Origin of the sequence: Pseudomonas fluorescens (assembly GCF_012974785.1) — a bacterium.
GTDB classification, from domain to species: domain Bacteria; phylum Pseudomonadota; class Gammaproteobacteria; order Pseudomonadales; family Pseudomonadaceae; genus Aquipseudomonas; species Aquipseudomonas fluorescens_BT.
Genome location: NZ_CP027561.1, coordinates 2,605,879 through 2,624,391, shown reverse-complemented (window position 1 = coordinate 2,624,391; position 18,513 = coordinate 2,605,879). Strand labels below are relative to the sequence as shown.

General features: G+C 60.5%; 18 protein-coding genes and 3 pseudogenes. 12 read left to right on the top strand and 9 right to left on the bottom strand.

Annotated elements, in window-relative coordinates; all coding sequences use genetic code 11:
* Nucleotides 1–16: 16 nt before the first annotated feature.
* The 3 genes and pseudogenes from C6Y56_RS29445 to C6Y56_RS11605 form a co-directional block, all read left to right on the top strand.
* Nucleotides 17–181, top strand: a pseudogene (locus tag C6Y56_RS29445) (hypothetical protein); the annotation flags it as partial.
* A complete protein-coding gene (locus C6Y56_RS11610) occupies nt 114–446 on the top strand; it encodes a hypothetical protein (RefSeq protein WP_169428211.1) in 333 nt (110 codons plus the stop codon). The pseudogene C6Y56_RS29445 and the gene C6Y56_RS11610, both read left to right, overlap by 68 nt.
* A 47-nt stretch (nt 447–493) precedes the next feature.
* Nucleotides 494–1,311: pseudogene (locus tag C6Y56_RS11605) on the top strand (ATP-binding protein).
* A 14-nt stretch (nt 1,312–1,325) separates the two neighbouring features.
* On the opposite strand, the gene C6Y56_RS11600 reads toward C6Y56_RS11605, so the two are convergent.
* A complete protein-coding gene (locus tag C6Y56_RS11600; RefSeq protein ID WP_432760321.1) occupies nt 1,326–3,251 on the bottom strand; it encodes a potassium transporter Kup in 1,926 nt (641 codons plus the stop codon).
* Between the two features lie 215 nt (nt 3,252–3,466).
* Here C6Y56_RS11600 and C6Y56_RS11595 point away from each other — a divergent pair, with 215 nt between their 5' ends.
* The gene (locus C6Y56_RS11595; RefSeq protein WP_169429979.1) at nt 3,467–4,360 is read left to right on the top strand and encodes a LysR family transcriptional regulator; all 894 of its coding nucleotides are present in this window, start codon (nt 3,467–3,469) and stop codon (nt 4,358–4,360) included.
* Between the two features lie 6 nt (nt 4,361–4,366).
* Here C6Y56_RS11595 and C6Y56_RS11590 read toward each other — a convergent pair whose 3' ends face one another.
* The 8 genes and pseudogenes from C6Y56_RS11590 to C6Y56_RS11555 all read right to left on the bottom strand — a co-directional run bounded on the left by C6Y56_RS11590 (nt 4,367) and on the right by C6Y56_RS11555 (nt 11,607).
* Entirely contained in the window at nt 4,367–5,521 is a 1,155-nt protein-coding gene (locus C6Y56_RS11590; RefSeq protein WP_169429978.1) for a (R)-mandelonitrile lyase, read from the bottom strand.
* Nucleotides 5,522–5,574: 53 nt separating this feature from the next.
* Nucleotides 5,575–5,685, bottom strand: a pseudogene (locus tag C6Y56_RS11585) (alpha/beta hydrolase); the annotation flags it as partial.
* Between the two features lie 175 nt (nt 5,686–5,860).
* Nucleotides 5,861–7,111: a purine-cytosine permease family protein gene (locus C6Y56_RS11580; protein WP_249314402.1), complete on the bottom strand. Its 1,251-nt coding sequence runs from the start codon at nt 7,109–7,111 to the stop codon at nt 5,861–5,863.
* A 182-nt stretch (nt 7,112–7,293) separates the two neighbouring features.
* Nucleotides 7,294–8,268, bottom strand: a complete 975-nt coding sequence (locus tag C6Y56_RS11575; protein WP_169429976.1) for a biotin-dependent carboxyltransferase family protein — start codon at nt 8,266–8,268, stop codon at nt 7,294–7,296.
* Nucleotides 8,265–9,137 carry a 5-oxoprolinase subunit B family protein gene (locus C6Y56_RS11570; protein ID WP_169429975.1) on the bottom strand — a complete coding sequence of 291 codons (873 nt, stop codon included), beginning with the start codon at nt 9,135–9,137 and terminating at the stop codon, nt 8,265–8,267. Before C6Y56_RS11570 ends, C6Y56_RS11575 begins: the two co-directional genes overlap by 4 nt.
* The gene (locus tag C6Y56_RS11565; protein ID WP_169429974.1) at nt 9,134–10,507 is read right to left on the bottom strand and encodes an acetyl-CoA carboxylase biotin carboxylase subunit; all 1,374 of its coding nucleotides are present in this window, start codon (nt 10,505–10,507) and stop codon (nt 9,134–9,136) included. The genes C6Y56_RS11570 and C6Y56_RS11565 overlap by 4 nt, the downstream gene beginning before the upstream one ends.
* 10 nt (nt 10,508–10,517) lie before the next feature.
* A complete protein-coding gene (locus tag C6Y56_RS11560; RefSeq protein ID WP_169429973.1) occupies nt 10,518–10,763 on the bottom strand; it encodes an acetyl-CoA carboxylase in 246 nt (81 codons plus the stop codon).
* Between the two features lie 85 nt (nt 10,764–10,848).
* Nucleotides 10,849–11,607 (bottom strand): 5-oxoprolinase subunit PxpA, encoded by a 759-nt coding sequence (locus C6Y56_RS11555; RefSeq protein WP_169429972.1) that lies wholly within the window; start codon nt 11,605–11,607, stop codon nt 10,849–10,851.
* A gap of 125 nt (nt 11,608–11,732) precedes the next feature.
* On the opposite strand from C6Y56_RS11555, the gene C6Y56_RS11550 reads away from it, so the two are divergent.
* The 8 genes from C6Y56_RS11550 (at nt 11,733) to C6Y56_RS11520 (ending at nt 18,485) form a co-directional block, all read left to right on the top strand.
* Complete coding sequence (locus C6Y56_RS11550) at nt 11,733–12,650, top strand: LysR family transcriptional regulator (protein ID WP_169429971.1); 918 nt, start codon at nt 11,733–11,735, stop codon at nt 12,648–12,650.
* 98 nt (nt 12,651–12,748) lie between these two features.
* A complete protein-coding gene (locus tag C6Y56_RS11545) occupies nt 12,749–13,795 on the top strand; it encodes an NAD(P)-dependent alcohol dehydrogenase (protein WP_169429970.1) in 1,047 nt (348 codons plus the stop codon).
* Between the two features lie 227 nt (nt 13,796–14,022).
* Complete coding sequence (locus C6Y56_RS29160; RefSeq protein WP_249314400.1) at nt 14,023–14,646, top strand: FAD-dependent oxidoreductase; 624 nt, start codon at nt 14,023–14,025, stop codon at nt 14,644–14,646.
* A 274-nt stretch (nt 14,647–14,920) separates the two neighbouring features.
* Nucleotides 14,921–15,160, top strand: a complete 240-nt coding sequence (locus tag C6Y56_RS29155; RefSeq protein WP_249314398.1) for an FAD-dependent oxidoreductase — start codon at nt 14,921–14,923, stop codon at nt 15,158–15,160.
* A gap of 185 nt (nt 15,161–15,345) precedes the next feature.
* Nucleotides 15,346–16,143, top strand: coding sequence for a hypothetical protein (locus tag C6Y56_RS11535; RefSeq protein ID WP_169429969.1), 798 nt, complete (start codon nt 15,346–15,348; stop codon nt 16,141–16,143).
* Between the two features lie 95 nt (nt 16,144–16,238).
* Complete coding sequence (locus C6Y56_RS11530) at nt 16,239–16,754, top strand: GNAT family N-acetyltransferase (RefSeq protein WP_169429968.1); 516 nt, start codon at nt 16,239–16,241, stop codon at nt 16,752–16,754.
* Between the two features lie 86 nt (nt 16,755–16,840).
* On the top strand, nt 16,841–17,827 hold the full coding sequence (locus C6Y56_RS11525; protein ID WP_249314396.1) for a GSCFA domain-containing protein: 987 nt from the start codon (nt 16,841–16,843) through the stop codon (nt 17,825–17,827).
* The gene (locus tag C6Y56_RS11520) at nt 17,796–18,485 is read left to right on the top strand and encodes a hypothetical protein (RefSeq protein WP_169429966.1); all 690 of its coding nucleotides are present in this window, start codon (nt 17,796–17,798) and stop codon (nt 18,483–18,485) included. Before C6Y56_RS11525 ends, C6Y56_RS11520 begins: the two co-directional genes overlap by 32 nt.
* Nucleotides 18,486–18,513 lie beyond the last annotated feature (28 nt).

Below are 18,513 nucleotides of genomic sequence, written 5' to 3'. Positions count from 1 at the left end.
GAGAGGCTATCCACCCATGAAGCCCGCCATAGCCGACTGGCTCAACAAAGTGCCGGAAGTGACGCTGTCCTTCTGGGTGATCAAGATCCTGTCCACGACCGTGGGTGAAACCGGTGCCGACTTTCTGGCCGTGGACGCCGGTTTCGGCGCGGGCCCGACCAGCCTCGGCATGGCCGCGCTGCGGCGAGCGCATCGTCGTCGCCCAGGAAACCGGTGTGCGCGACAAGGAGGCCCGCGAAAGCGCCTGGCACAGCCTGTTGCCGTTTCTGATTCTGTTTCCGGTGCTGTTGCTGGTGGTTGGCGATCTGGTGCGCAAGATGTTCCGCCCGATTGCCACGCTCTCGGCCGACATCGACCAGCGTGACGAACAAGCCCTGCACCCGAAACCGGTGTGCGCGACAAGGAGGCCCGCGAAAGCGCCTGGCACAGCCTGTTGCCGTTTCTGATTCTGTTTCCGGTGCTGTTGCTGGTGGTTGGCGATCTGGTGCGCAAGATGTTCCGCCCGATTGCCACGCTCTCGGCCGACATCGACCAGCGTGACGAACAAGCCCTGCACCCGATCGACGAAAGCCATGTGCCGAGCGAGATCCGGCCGTTTGTGGTGGCCAGCAACCGCCTGCTCGGCCGGGTTGCACAGTCCGTGGACAACCAGCGGCGTTTCGTCGCCGATGCCGCCCATGAGCTGCGCTCGCCCATGACCGCCCTGTCCCTGCAGGCCGAACGACTGGCCGCCACGGAAATGCCGGCCGCCGCCCGCGAACGCCTGCTGCCGCTATCCCGAGGCATAGAGCGCAGTCGAAACCTGATCGATCAATTACTGAGCCTGGCTGCCGCGCAGTCAAATTTCAGTGCGGCGCCAACCAGCGTTTCAGTCCTGCACATTTACCGACGGATTCTGGAAGACCTGCTGCCGCTGGCGGACCGCAAGAATATCGATATCGGCGTCGAGAGCAGCGAGGACGTGCAGGTCAGCATCAACGAAACCGACCTGCTGATCCTGATCCGCAATCTGGTGGACAACGCCATCCGCTACACCCCACCCGGCGGACGCATCGACCTCTCGGTCAAGCGGGTACAAGCAGCGATCGTCCTGCAAGTCAGCGACACCGCCCCGGGATTACCGTGGAAGAACAGGCGCGCGTCTTCGACCCGTTCTACCGCAGCCTGGGCACCGATGAGTCGGGCTCGGGGCTGGGTCTGTCCATCGTCAAGGCGATTGCCGATCGCACGGGGCTCAAGGTTGATCTGGGGTTTACCGACGTCATCGGGCGCAGCGGTCTGTGTGTCACCGTGAGCATCGAGCAACCCTGAGCCGCACCCCGTCCTTACATTTCGACCTGCGTCCCCAGCTCGATCACCCTGTTCAGCGGCAACTTGAAGTACTTCAGGTTGCTGTTGGCATTTTTGAGCAGGAATGCGAACAGGTACTCGCGCCACTTGGCCATGCCGATGCGTTTGGTCGGGATGACCGTTTCACGACTCAGGAAGTACGTGGTGCGCATCGGGCTGAAATCCAGTTCGGCCAAGTGACAGAGGCTCAGCGCCATTGGCACATCCGGTTCCTCGGTAAAACCGAAATGCAGGTTCACCCGGAAGAAGCCGTCGCCATAGGACTCGACTTCGAAGCGACGGTCCACCGGCACTCGCGGGCTGTCTTCGGATACCACGGTCAGCAGCACGACCTGCTCATGCAGTACCTGGTTATGCAACAGGTTGTGCAGCAGCGCGTGGGGAACCGCGTCGGCCCGCGCCGTCAGGAACACCGCCGTGCCCTGCACCCGATGAGGTGGTTGCGCACGGATGCTGCTGATGAACAGCGGCAGCGGCAACGCGGTTTCATCCAGCCGCTCGACGATGATCTTGCGTCCGCGCTTCCAGGTGGTCATCAGGATGAACAAGCCGATGCCGGCGATCACCGGGAACGCACCGCCCTGCAGGATCTTCGGTGCGTTGGCCGCGAAGTACAGGCTGTCCACCAACAGAAAACCGGACAGCATCGGGATCGCCAGCCAGCGCGGCGTCTTCCACAGCAACAACACCACGGCGGCGGACAGCAGCGTAGTGATCAACATGGTGCCCGTCACCGCCACGCCATACGCGGCAGCCAGGGCGCTGGAGGATTCGAAACCGATCACCAGCAGCACCACACCGACCATCAACGCCCAGTTGACCGTGCCGATGTAGATCTGGCCCTGCTCCTGGCTTGAGGTGTGCTGGATGAACATGCGCGGGACGTAGCCCAGCTGGATGGCCTGGCGCGTCAGGGAGAACGCACCGGAAATCACTGCTTGCGAAGCAATGATCGTCGCCAGCGTCGACAGCGCCACCATCGGCAGCAGCGCCCATTCCGGGGCCAGCAGATAGAACGGGTTGCGTACCGCTTCCGGGTTGCCGAGGATCAACGCACCCTGGCCAAAATAATTCAGGACCAGACCGGGCAGGACCAGCATGAACCAGGCACGGGCAATCGGTTTGCGACCGAAGTGGCCCATGTCGGCGTACAACGCTTCCGCACCGGTCAGCGAAAGGACGACCGCGCCGAGAATCGCCACGCCCATGCCCGGATGGGCCGTAAAGAAGCGCACCGCCCAGATCGGGTTCAGGGCCTGCAACACCTCGGGGCGCTGCACAATACCGTAGACCCCGAGCGCGCCCAACACCACGAACCACAACACCATGACCGGGCCGAACAGAATGCCGATCCGCGCCGTGCCGTGTTTCTGGATCAGAAACAGAGCCACCAGCACCACCACCGACAGCGGCACTACCCAGTGCTCGATGCCGTCGAACGCCAGCTCCAGCCCTTCTACCGCCGAGAGCACCGAGATTGCGGGGGTAATCATGCTGTCGCCGTAGAACAGCGCCGCACCGAACAGACCGAGCAACACCAGCACTTTGCTCAGGTGCGGATAAGGTGCCGACGCACGACGGGCCAATGCCGTCAACGCCATGATGCCGCCCTCACCCTGGTTGTTCGCCCGCAGGATGAAGAGCACGTACTTGATTGAGACCACCCAGATCAGCGACCAGAAAATCAACGACAGAATGCCTAGCACACCGTCGTGGTTGAGCTGCACGCCGTAGTGGCCGGAAAAGACTTCTTTGAGGGTGTAGAGGGGGCTGGTGCCGATATCCCCGTAAACCACACCGACAGCCGCAACCAGCATGGCTGCGCCTGAGGATTTTGACGGGGAATTTTCGTTGTTTTTACTCAAGGGTCGCGGCTCTCGAACGGCGGGAAGTAGTGGCATGCCATCCTTGGGCAATACGCTGACCGGGGCCTTCAGAAATACAAGGCTCAGGTGCGGTCAAAAAAACGCGGCCAGTATCGATGCGAACAAAATCCTCCACCGTAAAGAATGCGTAAAAAATCGATCCGCCCCAGACAAACCCGCATGCTTTTATGGTCGGCTGATTGTTATGGCTGATGGCATAATCGCCAGCAGTTCATAACAGGGGCGCATCAATGTCCGTTGAAAGCTACGACCTGCTCGCGATCTTTTCGGCGGTAGCGCAAGAGCGCAGCTTCACCCGTGCGGCGGCGAAACTGGGCATGTCGCAACCGGCCCTGAGCCGGGCGATGCGTCAACTGGAGGAGCGTCTGGGCGTGCGTTTGCTCGCACGCACCACCCGCAGTGTTTCCCCGACCCAGGCCGGAGAGCATCTGTTGCGCGTGATCGCGCCCCGGTTCGAGGAGATCGATCACGAGTTGGCTTTGCTCAGCGAGTTTCGCGACAAGCCGGCCGGCAAGTTGCGCATTACCGCTGGCGAACATTCAGCGATCACGATTCTGCAACCCGTCCTCGCACAGTTGTTGCCCGACAACCCCGACCTGAATGTCGAGATCATCGTCGACTACGGCCTGACCGATATCGTCGCCGAAGGCTTTGACGCCGGTGTGCGGCTGGGCGAACAGGTGGCCAAGGACATGATCGCGATGCGCATCGGACCGGACATGCGCATGGCGGTCGTCGGCTCCCCGGCCTACTTCGCCCGCCACCGCAAACCGCTGATTCCTCCCGACCTTATGGAACACAACTGCATCACCCTGCGCATGCCGACCCACGGCAGCCTGCTGCTGTGGGAGTTCGAGAAGGACGGGCAAGCCCTGAATGTGCGAGTCGAAGGGCAACTGGTGTTCAACACCATTGCCATGCGCCTGCAGTCCGTGCTCCAGGGGCTGGGGCTGGCCTACATGCCGGAAGACCTGGTGCAGGAGCATGTCGCGCAGGGCCGGTTGATCCGTGTGCTCGCCGACTGGTGCGAGCCGTTTTCCGGCTATCACCTCTACTACCCCAGTCGGCGCCAGAATTCACCCGCCTTCACTTTGCTGCGCGATGCGTTGCGCTATGGCGGCTGACGCTGCTCAAGGCTGGGCCAGGTGTTTTTCCAGTGCTTCGCTGGCGCGCGCCGCCGCTTCGACTTCTCCGTGCCGGGTCAACACCTGCGTCAACTGACGCAATTGTGCTGCGCTCAAGCCCACCCGCAGGCTGGCCGCGACATGCGAACGCAGCTGCGATTCGGCGCCGGGCGTAGCGGCCAGGGCTGAAACCGTGGCCAGTTCGCGGCTTTGCCAGTCCAAGTTGTCGCGTTCGAAAATATCGCCGAACAGGTGCGTCTGCAGGAACTGGTTGATGACCGGTGCGAAGTCGAACAACGGCCCCTGAACCGGCGCCCCGGCGATACGGGTCTGATTGGCCTTGCCCACAGCCAGCAAGGCGTCGCCCGTGACAACCGCGTGACCCGGTTCGCGCCCGGGCTCATCGTGAATGCCCCGTTGCTTGCGCGCCTCGACCACATTCATCAACTCGCCGAGCGCATTGAGGCTGCGTGGAAAACCGGCGTAGGCATAAAGTTGCACCAGGATTTCCTTTGCCTCGCTGACGGTCAGCCCGGCATCCAGCCCTTCGTTCAAAGCGCTGTTGAGACGCGGCATGTTGCTGCTGGCCATGGCCGCGCCAATCGGCACAATCGCCTGCTGCCTCGCGGACAACACTTCTGAGACGGCGGCTGCTTCTGCCGGTGCTGTCGGCGGCAGCGGCCGGTCTTCGGCGACTTTCTCCAGCCACTCCACATTCTTGCCGTTCACCGAACCGGTCACCGCCAGATGGGTCATGGTGCTGTTCGGTGCGGCGCCGTGCCAATGCTTGACGCCCGGCGGGCAGACGATCACATCGCCGGGGTGAATCTCCTGCACAGGCTTGCCCCATTCCTGGGTTTGCCCGACACCGGAAATCACTACCAGCCGCTGTCCGGCAGGATGGGTGTGCCAGGCCGAGCGGGCGCCCGACTCGAAGGTCACGTAAGCGCCGGACGCGTTGATTTCGCCCGTATCATTGAACAGCGGATCGACCCGCACCCGCCCGGAGAAATAGTCCTCTGGCCCCACGAATGAAGCCTGGGACCCCGCACGACGGATCTGCTGGGTGCTCGAGGGCTCACTGCCGCCGCCCGCGACTTCGGCAGCGCTGGCAAAAGGGGTGGCCGCGCACATGGCGAGGCCCAACAAGGTTTTGTTCATGGGGATGGCTTCCTTCGAATCGCGCCCTGATAGGCCGCGTCTGATGTGATGGTGATGTTGACCTTGCCCGGCTCATTACGGGTAATCGCACCGCCGCAGGTCAGGGTGAACGGACTCGGCCGGTCATCGGCTGCCTCTACCTCGGCGCCTGGCAATCCGATCATCGCGGCCAGTTCGCGCCATTTGCGTTCTCCTTCCCGTCAATTCGGTATGGAGATGCAAGCTACCCTTCTACGATTGATTGATAAATGGCACTAATTGGATAGCGCTGATATCAGAATCACATAAATATGGACTAGCGACGCTGGCCCGCAGTCGTGCGGGCCAGCGCCGATCCTCTTAACTTGCCCTCTGCCCTACCCACCGATGCCGATAAGCCAGCCCCGCCTGCAAGCCGAACGCGAGCACCACCGTCGCCGGCGCAGAAAAACTGCCGGGAACACCGCCCGTCCACATCAGCAACAACCCCAGCGCCGTGGCAGCGAACCATGCCATCAGACCGACCGGATTGAACGCCGGGCTGCGTTCAAGTGCACCTGCGTCATTGCTGCCATAGACAATCTGCGCCAATGCCACACCGACCCAGGCGACCACAAAAATGCCCTGATACGCCAATGCCTTGAGCAAGTAGGAAAACACGTCAGCGAGCATCAAGCCGTACACGATCACCCCGACCACCAATGCCCACAGCAGATAAGAACCGCGTACGCCGAAACGGCCGAAGAATGCCTGCATGTTGAGGGTCGCCAGATAGTAGTTGGCGGTGTTGATCCGGGTTTGCGTGGCCCAGACGAACAGCAGGCCCCACAGCCCCATCAACTGCAGAATTGCCATCACCACAGAGACTTCGTTCAGCGCACCTTCATGGGGAATACTGCTGACCAGATAGATGCCTGCCGCGCCGTTGAGCAGAAAAGTCACGGCATAGAACGGCATGCCGAAGTTCCAGCGCCCATGATACTGAGCGTCCTGCGGCTTGCCGAAACGGGCGTAGTCGAAGGTGAACAGCATCAGGATCCAGACGCCCATGTAGGCAACAAAGCAATCCCACCAGCCGAAGGTCGCAGGTGTTGCCGGACCGAAATCGAGCCATTGCGGCTGGTAATCATATCGGCTGATCGACAGCCCGACCGCCACCAGCAAACCGCCCAGGTACACCGGCAACAACACGCCGTTGAGCTTGTCCAGCCAGTGCTGCACGCTACCCAGAATCATCGGCACGCTGTACAGCACCACCAGCAGGGCAGCCAGTGGATAGACCAGTTCCGGGTACAAGTGATTGAGCGCCACGGCGATCACCGATCCTTCGAACACGGCGTAGTAAATCGCCGTCGAAAAGAAAATCAGCGTGGCCAGGCATGCTCCGGTCCGGCCAAACAACACGCTTGAAAACAACGCGACCGACCATCCGCTGCGCATGGCGAAACGGCTGAGAACACTGTTGACCAGCCCATAACTGATCACCGACAGCACCATCCCGATCAGCGCATTGCGTGCACCGAAAGACAAGGCCAACGAAGCACCGACCACGATGTAGAACATGGCGCTGCATACGGCCCACCAGGCCATGGTCAGAGACAGTCGGCCCATGCGGGCCTCGGCGGAAACGGGATGATGGGCCGGATCTTGCCCGGTTTGACTCGATTGCGATAAAGCAGCCATATGCGTGTACTCCAGAACCAGTCAAAGGTTGAAACGCGGGCAGCCTTCACCGCACCGAAGCGCGGCGTTGGCCTGCGTATGGCAGAGCCCGCGCGGTGCGGCGGGCAGAGTCAGGAAGGGAAAAGCTTGCTCAGGCAGCTGAGTTTTTTCTTGTAGGAGCGCCGTGCGTCCAGGGCCTCGTCGAGGCTGACCGCTACAAAGCGAGCCTTCTGGTTGGGCTGCATCTGGCCGATCAGATCCAGATCGGCACTGATGACGGTGCCGATCATGGCGTAACCACCACCCGATACGGCATCGCGATGCAGCACGATGGGCTCGAGGCCGGCGGGTACCTGAATCGAGCCGATCGGGTAGCAGCTGTCAACGATGTTCGACGGATCGGAGCCTGCACCAAATGGTTGCTCTCGCGGCTGGAAGTCCAGCGCGCTGCCGCCCTTGAAGCGATAGCCAATGCGGTCCGCTTCTGATCCGACTGTCCACGGCTCGGCGAAAAAGCTCTTCGCTGCCGCGTCGGTCAGGCGATCGTAATAAAGCCCCGGCACCACGCGCAGAGTGATCTCCCCGCCCAGTGACTGGCGCAGCGCCATGGGCAGACTGGCCCCGGCACGCCCCTTGCCGCTGGCTTTACCCACCGGCAATTCGTCTCCGGCGATCAAGCGTCGTCCGGCAAACCCGCCCAACGCCCCGAGCGCATAAGTCGATCGACTGCCCAACACAAGCGGCACGTCGATTCCGCCTGCCACCGCCAGATAAGCCCGCGCACCCGCCTTGGGAAAATCGAAACGCAGAACCTGGCCGGCCTTCACCGCGAACGCGGTGGCGTGATGCATTTCCACACCATCGAGTCGAGGCGCCATGTGCGCGCCGCACACCGCGACCAGTGCGTCTTGCTGAAACGCCAGCTCAGGGCCCAGCAACGTACACTCCAGCGCGGCGCAATCCGCCGCGTTGCCGACCAGATGATTGGCCGCTCTCAGCGCATATTGATCGAGCGCGCCGGACGGCGGGATGCCGAGGTGGTAGTAACCTTCGCGGCCCAGATCCTGAACCGACGTGGCGAGACCGGGTTTGAGTACCTTGATCATGCCAACACCTCCTGCAGCGACACGGGATAGCCGACCGGATCGGCGAGAAACGCATCCAGTGAAAACTCCACCGGCCGGATCCGTAAATCGAAATGCCCGGCCTCCACGTCTGCAACGGCCTGGTCATACGCTGCACGATCCATTGGCTTGAACTGCACGATGTCACCCGGACGGAAAAACACCATATGGTCCTTCAGGTACGCCAGCGATTGCTGCGGGTCGTAGATGGGAGCCGGTGTGACACCGAACATCTGATAGCCCCCGGCGCCACGCACCGAGTAGATGCACCCGAAGCAGCCACCGTGACCCAGTGTCAATTTCGGCGTGTCGGTACGTGGACGCAGATACTTGGGTACCTGCAACTGACGTTCGCGTTCGACCATCTGGAACATGAAGGGCAAACCGGCGACGAACCCCACCATCGAGACAAACCATGGCGCTGCGCTATGAGCTGCAATGAACGCATCGACATCCGCCAGGCCATTGATGCGCGCGGCGTATTCCAGATCCGTGGCGCCCGGGTCCTGGTGCCGGTCGCGAAAACGCATCAGCGTTTCGTGGGTCCAGGGATCGTTGTACAGCACCGGAATCTCAATGATCCGGGTCTGCAATGTGCGTTCGGCAACGGCGTCAGCCTCGGCGCCCTGCACCGCTTCGAGCAAGGCCTGCGGCGCAATTCGATCCGGGTCGAAGCGGATCTGGAAGGATGCGTTGGCCAGACACACATCGAGTACGCCATCGAGTTTCAGCCGCTCCACGGCGCGGGTGACCGCCATGCCCTTGAAAAATGCCTCGAGGGACATGCTTTCACTGACTTCGGCAAACAGATGCTCATCGGCACCAAAGCTGTAGCGGATCGGACGAGTCATGCTTCACCTCCGCTGCGGCGTGCGGACAGCCAGTTCTCCAGCGTCCCGGTATGAAAGTCGGCAGTTTGCAACCACGGTTGTTGCAGCAGTTCAGCGTGCAGCGACAAGGTGCTGGCCATGCCGGTCAGCAAGGTTTGCGCCACCGCTGTCCGGGCACGCGCAAGGGCTGTGGAGCGATCCGGCCCATGCACAATGAGCTTGGCCAACAGCGAGTCATAGTACGGTGGCACCCGATAACCTTCATACAGGTGCGAGTCCACACGAACGCCTTCGCCTTGCGGCCAGACCAACGATTCGACCAGACCGGGGCTTGGGAAAAAATCCCGGTCCGGGTCTTCGGCATTCAAGCGCATTTGCAGGGCTGCGCCATTCAGACGGATGTCACTCTGCTTCAGGCCCAGTGGTTCACCACCGGCAATTCGCAGCATCGCCTGTACCAGATCGATACCGGTGACCAGTTCGGTGACCGGGTGTTCCACCTGGATTCGGGTGTTCATCTCGATAAAAAAGAACTCGCCGCAGACATCGTCATACAGGTACTCCAGCGTGCCCGCTCCCTTGTAGCCGAGGGATTCGGTCAAACGTACGGCGCTGGCGCAGAGTGCCTCCCGCTGCTGCGCGTCGAGTACCGGTGATGGTGCTTCTTCAAAGATTTTCTGACGCCGACGCTGTAGCGAACACTCGCGCTCGAACAAGTGCACGGCGTTTTTCCCGTCGCCCAGAACCTGTACTTCGATGTGCCGGGCCTTGCCGATAAAACGCTCCAGATACACCGCACCATTACCGAAAGCGGCCTGAGCCTCGCGCTGCGAACGGGGAAACTCTTCACTCAATTGCGCGGCATTTTCTGCCAGACGAATACCCCGCCCACCACCGCCGGCCGAGGCTTTGATCAGCAACGGGTAACCGACCGATTCCGCCGCCCGAAGCGCCGACTCGACATCAAACAGCTCGCCTGGCGAACCCGGCACCACGGGAACACCTGCCGCCTGGGCAGTACGCCGCGCCTCGGCCTTGTCCCCCATGCGCCGGATGGTGTCCGGGGCCGGCCCGACGAAAATCGCGCCGCTGGCAACCACGGCTTCGGCAAACCCGGCGTTCTCTGACAGAAAACCGTATCCAGGGTGAACCGCATTGGCGCCCGTCGCTCGCAGGGCACCCAGCAACGCCTCGATGTTCAGATAGCTTTTATCGGCACGGGCCGGCCCCAGAAGATGCACTTCATCGGCCAGGCGTGCGGCCTGAGAGTCGATATCGGCCTCGCTGCACGCGGCAACGGTTGGAATACCCAGGGCCTTGGCCGCACGGATAATCCGCACGGCAATTTCGCCACGGTTGGCGACCAGCAATTTACGAATAGGTTGAGTCATGTTCACGCCCTCACTCGCTATCAAGCGTAGCGACGACCTGACCCGGCTCCACCGGATCACCGTCTTCAACCTGAAAAGCACTGAGGCGCCCCGCCATCCCGGCGGTCAGTTCGGAAAACTGCTTCATGACTTCGATCAGACCGATCACCGTGTCGGCGCTGACAGAATCGCCGACCTCGACGTAATTCGCCGAATCCGGTGTGGCCTTTCGGTAGAAAGTCCCGGGTAATGGGGTGATGACAGTGTGTTCAGCCATGTCTGTTCCTCTTGGAATAGTTGTAGAAAGGCAGGCAAAAAATGATTGAACCCCGGCGTCTGTTGGCCGGGTGTCGCGTAGTGATTCAGCGAGGTCGACGCACCTCGATCCCGGCGGCATCGAGCGCACCACGGGTGGCCTCGACCAGCGCCAAAGCGCCCGGCGTATCGCTGTGCAGACAGATGGAATCGAACTCGATCGCCAGATCCTCACCCTCGACGGTACGCACCACGCCCTCCTGGCAAGCGCGCAGCACACGGGTGGCAACGAATCCAGGATCGTATGCGCGAACATTGCGGGTGAAGACGATGGAGCCACTCAAGTCGTATTCGCGGTCTGCATAGAATTCGCGAACGACCGGTTGGCCGAGCTCTTTGGCGACACGCCAGATAACCGAATCCGGCATGCAATACAGCAACAGTTCGGGTTCCAGGCGTTGCAGGTTTTCCACCAGCAGACGCGCTGCTTCTTCATCCCGGGCCAGATGCATGTAGAGCGCGCCGTGAGGCTTGATGTGTTGCAGCGCGACGCCCTGCACCCGTGCCAGTTCACGCAGTGCGCCCAGTTGATAAAGGATGTCGTCGACCAGTTCCTGGGCCGGTGCATTGATGTGCCGGCGACCGAACCCCACCAGATCCCGGAACCCCGGGTGGGCACCGATGGCGACGTTCAGGCGCTTGGCCTGCTCGACGGTGCGACGCATGGTGCCGGGGTCGCCGGCATGGAAACCGGTGGCGATGTTGGCGGAACTGATGAACACCATCAGTTCGTCGTCGACACCATCGCCGATGGTCCACGGGCCGAAGCCTTCGCCCATGTCCGAGTTGAAATCTACTGCCTGCATAACCCTTGCTCCTGACCCTTGTGACTTCATGCAGGCCACGTTAAATTCCCGCCAACCCCTTGGGAAGATCTATTAACAGATAGCGTATCTTCTGAAAAACAGATACCTGAAAAGCAGGAACATCCATGTCGTTGACCTTGCGTCAGATTCGCTACTTCGTTGCCACCGCGGAGATCGGGCAGATATCTCAGGCAGCGATCCATTTGAATATCTCCCAGTCGGCGGTGACCACGGCGATCAAGGAACTGGAAGGTTTGCTCGGCACGTTGCTGTTCCAGCGCTCGGCACAAGGCATGAGTCTGACGGATGCCGGTCGACACTTTCTGAACCGCGCCTATGTGATTTTGCGCAGCGTCGACGACGCGCTGAACAGCCCGCTACCCGACATACGCGCCAGTGGCCTGATTCGCCTTGCCGCGAGCTACACGGTGATCGGCTATTTTCTGCCGCATCATCTGCAACGGCTGGAACATTGGCACCCGGACGTTGCCATCGAAGTCCACGAGCAGGAACGGCAGGCCATCGAACAGGGATTGCTGGAAGGAAAATTCGATATGGCGGTGGTGCTTACCGCGAACCTCACGCACCCCGACATCGTTTCGGAAACCCTGTTCAACTCCGAACGCCGTCTGTGGCTGCCCAGCCACCATCCACTCTGTGAGCGGTCGGCCGTCAGCCTCGCGGATGTCGCGCTGGAACCCTACATTCTGCTGACCGTGGATGAAGCTGAACAAAGTGCCATGCGCTATTGGGAAAACGCCCGCCAACAACCCAACGTGCGGGTGCGTACCAGTTCTGTAGAGGCCGTGCGCAGCATGGTCGCCAATGGCAGCGGCGTGGCGATTCTCTCGGACCTGGTGCACCGCCCCTGGTCGCTGGAAGGCAAGCGCATCGAGACCCTGACCATCACCGACAAGGTGACCCCGATGAGTGTCGGCCTGGCCTGGCACCGAGAGCGCGAATTCAGCCCCGCGATGCAGGCCTTGCGCAATTACTTCCACGATGCGTTTCTGGCCCCGCAGCAGCTTTCAGCGCGGCGCTGACACACAGGATCAGGCAAGCATTCGATAGAAATGCACTAACAAACCGTTGGCGCAGAGCGGGAAGATGACAGTCCGACAGATCCATCGAGGACGCTCCCATGCTTGTACAAGCCTACGGTGCCCACGCGGGCGACAAACCCCTTGAGCCTATCCAGATCAATCGCCGCGCCGCTGCGGCCCATGACGTCCAGATCGACATCGCCTTCTGCGGCATCTGCCACTCCGACCTGCATCAGGTGCGCTCCGAGTGGGCCGGCACCCAGTTCCCGTGCGTCCCGGGACACGAAATCGTCGGCCGCGTATCGGCGGTCGGTGCCCATGTATCCGAATACAAGGTCGGCGATCTGGTCGGCGTCGGTTGCATCGTCGACAGCTGCAAACACTGTGAAGACTGCGAAACCGGCCTGGAAAACTACTGCGACGGCATGATCGGCACCTACAACTTTCCGACTCCGGACGCCCCCGGCTGGACCCTCGGCGGCTACTCGCAAAATATCGTGGTGCATGAGCGCTACGTGCTGCGCATCCGCCACCCCGAAGCACAACTGGCCGCCGTCGCGCCGCTGCTGTGTGCGGGCATCACCACTTACTCGCCACTGCGTCAGTGGAACGCCGGGCCGGGCAAGAAAATCGGCGTGGTCGGTATCGGTGGCCTGGGTCACATGGGCATCAAACTGGCTCATGCGATGGGTGCGCACGTGGTGGCGTTCACCACGTCGGAATCCAAGCGCGAAGCGGCGAAAGCCCTGGGCGCCGATGAGGTCGTGGTATCGCGCAATCCGGAAGAAATGGCCGCGCACACCAAGAGCTTCGACTTCATCCTCAACACCGTCGCCGCCCCTCACGATCTCGATGCGTTCCTGGTGCTGCTCAAACGCGACGGCGCACTGACTCTCGTGGGCGCACCCGCCTCGCCGCACCCATCGCCAAACGTGTTCAACCTGATCATGAAACGCCGAACCATCGCAGGCTCGATGATCGGCGGCATTCCAGAGACCCAGGAGATGCTGGATTTCTGCGCCGAACACGGCATTGTTTCGGACATCGAACTGATTCGCGCGGATCAGATCAATGAGTCTTATGAGCGGATGCTCAAGGGCGACGTGAAGTATCGGTTTGTGATTGATAACGCGACGTTGGCTTGAGCATTTAGTCTCACCCTTACGCGGACTGTCAGGCCAAGCAGAGCAGTGCCACCTTCCCACTCCCGCCCTACACGATCTATCGAATCGCCTGCCTCGCCGCCATCGGCTTGGCAGGATCCATTCCATTCGTGCAGTTGGTTCAATACTCTTGTGCGTGTTGACAGCAGTGGCTCATCGATCCGTGATTGTTGGATACTCAACATCACCTCAAATCATAAAGGTCAACAATGAATACTCCCATTGCGATCGTCGACGCAGGGCTCGGTGGTTTGACCGTCGCTCGAGTCCTGCACCTCCATGGCATCGCCGCGACGGTTTACGAAGCGGAGTCTTCAGCCAATGCGCGGACACAAGGTGGCTTGCTCGACATTCACGAATACAACGGACAACTTGCACTCAAGGCGGCTGGCCTTTTTGAACGGTTCCTGGACATTGTCATCGACGGCGCGGACGCGAAACGAGTGTGCGACCGGCACGGTAATGTCCTGCTGGATTGGCCCACCCCGCAGAACGGCGGTCGTCCCGAGGTGGAGCGTGGTGAACTGCGCAGAATTCTGCTCGAGTCGCTGCCTGCCGATACCATCCGCTGGGCACACAAAGTCGTCTCGGTGTCTTCGCTGGGAGAGGGTCGGCATGAGTTGAACTTCGCCAACGGTGCAAGCGTGACAACCGATCTTTTGGTGGGCGCCGACGGTGAGTGGTCAAGGATTCGTCCGCTGCTGACCGATCTGAAACCGGCGTATACCTGCCTCTCATTTGTCGATACCTTCCTGTACGACGCTCATCGTAGACACCCGCTCAGTGCTGAAGTGATCGGTGAAGGTACCTTGATGGCGGTTGTACCGAACTAGGGAATCCTTGCCCACCGTCATGCGAACGGTACTTTGCAAGCGTACATTGCACTGAACAGGCCTGAAGACTGGTTCGCTCGGCTGGATTTCTCCGATCCGGCCAAGGCCATCGTCACCCTCGTTGCGGAGTTCAAGGATTGGGCACCCGCACTGACCGCATTCATCACCGACTCGGATACCCCGCCCCCTACTTCGCCCGATCCACGCCCTCCCTGCCGACCTTCAATGGAGCCGTGTAGCTGGCGTTACACTACTGGGCGACCCGACACACCTGATGTCTCCGTTTGCGGGTGAAGGTGCCAATCTTGCGATGTACGACGGAGCACTGCTCGCAGAATCGATCATTGCCCACCCCTGCGATATCGAAGCTGCACTGATTGCGTATGAAAAGGAACTCTTCCCCCGCAGCAGGCAAACGGCGGAGGAAACGGACAACAATCTGAAACTGTTCTTCGATGAAAACGCGCCACACAGCCTTATCGAGTTGTTTAACCGCTACCAGGCAGGGGCATGAAAGTCACAGCTTTGCAGCGTGCTAGCCACAGAGGCGCTGGTGCCTGTCATCTGTCGATCGGCGGCCACAGAAAAGTCGGTGTCGACTATTCCTGGCAGCGCGCATTAACATTATCGTCCTGCGACAGGCACACATGTCGCCGCAGGCTTTGACCTACCGGAAGTTTTCACACAAAGGAATTGAAATTGAACAGCAATCAAAAGACCGAACCGACAATAAACGGGAAAACAGCAAGAGAGCTCGCACTCATCAAATTCAAATCCGGCTACGAAGACGGAACAATCATTGCCCAGCAACAGCATATGTGCTCAGCACTGGGAGCCATCTCTTTTGCATTTTTCCTGGCACTGTTTAGCGCCACGACAGACGCCCTGTCAAAGCCTGCCCTTATCGCCTCGGAAATTTTTTTCTCGGTCAGCCTGGTTTCCAACATTCTTCTCTTCTTTTTTTACAAGACCGCTTCCGGAGAGGATGGGCGAGAGTATGTCTGGGATATTGAAAACACGACCTACGCAGGCATATTCAAATTGATCGCTTTAGGCACGCCGATACTTGGCACATTTTCCTTGATTTTTCACTATTCAGTGCCTGCTTTCATTTTTTCAGTTGCAATCGCCTTCTTCGGCCTTGTTACCTTTTTGATGGCTCACAAACAAATAATTTCGCGACAGTCAAAAATCGGCGCCTATCAAAGCTCTCTCCTCTACGCCGAGCGCGATGAGGACTACTTCGAATCAACAAAACACAAATTCAAAACAAGGCCTTCGGCGGAAGAATTTTGTATAAACAAACATGATTACTGCCTTCGAAATCAAAAAAAACAGCTGATTGGATTCATCTCCTTGAATCATCAAGCCGCTGTGGGTGACATCATCGAGACCGAAAAATCCAAATCGTTTTCGATCCTGCGCATAATCCACAGCGAGGACACAAGCACTTTGATTTGTGGAGAATTCACGGAAAACCTCTGCGAGGTCGACTGACGGCGTACCAGTGAAAACTCGCCACCTCATTGATCTTTCCCCCCACACCCAGTAAAAAACCCCTCTCCCTTTTCCACCCTCGCAAGGAGCAGCGGATGCTCGAGCTCACCACGCAACGACTGGACCTGCGCACGATGGTCGAGTCCGACTGGCCGTTGTTTCTCAGGCTGCATTCCGAGCCGCAGACCATGCAGTACGTGTTCGGCGAGATTGCCGAGGAACAGGTTCGCCAAGGCTTCGAGCACCGGCTCCCGGCATGGGGGCCGCAGTCGGAGCACTGGCTGTGCCTGGTGGTGACCGACAAGGCCAGCGGGCATGAACTGGGCGTGACCGGTTTTCGCATTCTGTCGCCGGGGCATGCCGAAGTGGGATGCCTGCTGTTGCCGGAGCATCAGGGCAAGGGCTTCGGCACCGAGTCGCGAAAGGCAATCATCGATTACGCCGAGGCCATCGGGCTGAACTCGCTGGAATCGACCGTGACCGACGGCAATATCGCGTCCTGCAAGGTGTTGGAGAAATGCGGCTTTGTGTTCGCACGTCGTGTGCCGCAGGCCTACCAGATCGGTGATCGGTGGTTCGACGATCTGATCTACCACTATCAAATCCGCTGAGCCTTGTGCTCAACGACTCGCCAAGGAGGCCTCCCGTCGTGAATCCCTATCAATATCTGCCCCCCCGCTCCTTCTGGCGTACGGCCGTGGCTGACAAATCCGCGCCGGACATCGACCAACTGTGGACGCCGCAATTCGAGATCGGCAACAAGGATGCAATCGTCACCGCCGGCTCCTGTTTCGCCCAGCACATCGGCCGTGCGCTGGTGGCGCGCGGCATGAACTGGCTGGACGCGGAACCCGCCCCGCAAGCGTTGCCTGAGGCCGACTGGAAGGCCCACAACTATGGCGTGTTTTCCTTTCGCACCGGCAACCTCTACACCCCGGCCATGCTGTGCCAATGGCTCGAATGGGCGCTGGGCGTAAGCGCTCCGCCCGAAGATACCTGGGCTCATGACGGGCGTTTCTTCGACCCGTTCCGCCCTGCCGTGGAGCCTGACGGATTTGCCAGCGAGCAGGCCCTGTTCGAGTCGCGCGAGGCGACCCTGGACGCCATCCGCGAAGCGCTGCGCCGGGCCAAAGTGTTCGTCTTTACTCTCGGCCTGACCGAAGCCTGGCAACATCGGCAGACCGGTCTGGTATATCCCGTGTGCCCCGGCACTGTTCGCGGCACCTTCGATCCGCAACTCCACCGGTTCTGCAACTTCGGTTTCATGGACACCTATGGCGACATGGTCAGGGCACTGGAGCTGATGCGTTCGATCAACCCGCAACTGCGTCTGCTGCTGACCGTTTCACCGGTGCCCCTCACGGCAACGGCCACCGGGCAACATGTGCTGAGCGCCACGACCTACTCCAAATCGGTCCTGCGCGCCGTCGCCGGGCAGTTGTGTGAAGACCTGCCCGACGTCGACTATTTCCCGTCCTACGAAATCATCACCGGCACGCCGTTCAAGGGCGCCTTCTACCAGCCCAACCAGCGGGAAGTCACGCCAGAGGGCGTGGCGTTCGTGATGCAGCAATTCTTTGCCGGACTTGAAGCCGTCCAATCGGTGCAGGCGCCGACTCCTTCCACCCGCGTGTCCAGCGAGGATCTTGTCTGTGAAGACGCCGTACTCGATTACTACGCCTAGGTTTCTGCTGCTGGGCGACTCCCATGCCGGCGTCATCGGCAAGGCGGCGCAGGCTCGCGAAATATCGTTCGGTGGTGGCCCGCTGGGCACCGGCCGGGATTTCGCGGTCGATTTCTTCAGCCTGACCCGACATGACGTGGTCTTTCGGGATGCCGAAATGGATCGGCTGTATCGCCAGGCCCTCGACACGCTCGAAGTGCCGCAACTGGCGCAGGTCGGCGTGCCGCTGGTGAGCACCATCGGCCTGAGCCTGCACTACCTCGCCACTGCGCCGAACTGGACCTGCTACCAGAATGCGCACGGTGAATTCGACGACGGTTTTCTCGCCGGGCCGTTGTTCGAGGCCGTCATCGACACCCTGTCCCGACCCGCAATGGCCTTCTATGAACAGGCCCTGGCGCTGGACCTCAAGGTGTTCGCCGTGCTGCCGCCGCAACGGGTGCCGGCGCTGTCCGACCCGCGCGTATTCATGGCGGCGCAGTCATTGCTGATCGAACACCTGCAAGGGCTTGGCGTGGAGCTGATCGACGTGCGCGAGGCGGCGAACGATGAGCTGGGGTTTCAGCGTGAAGCGTTCTGCGAAGTGGATGACCCGCTGCACGGCAATCTGGCGTTCGGTGAGTTGATCGTCGAGCAACTGATCCGGCGCGGCGTCTAGAACCTGTGGGAGCCATTGGCTCCCACAG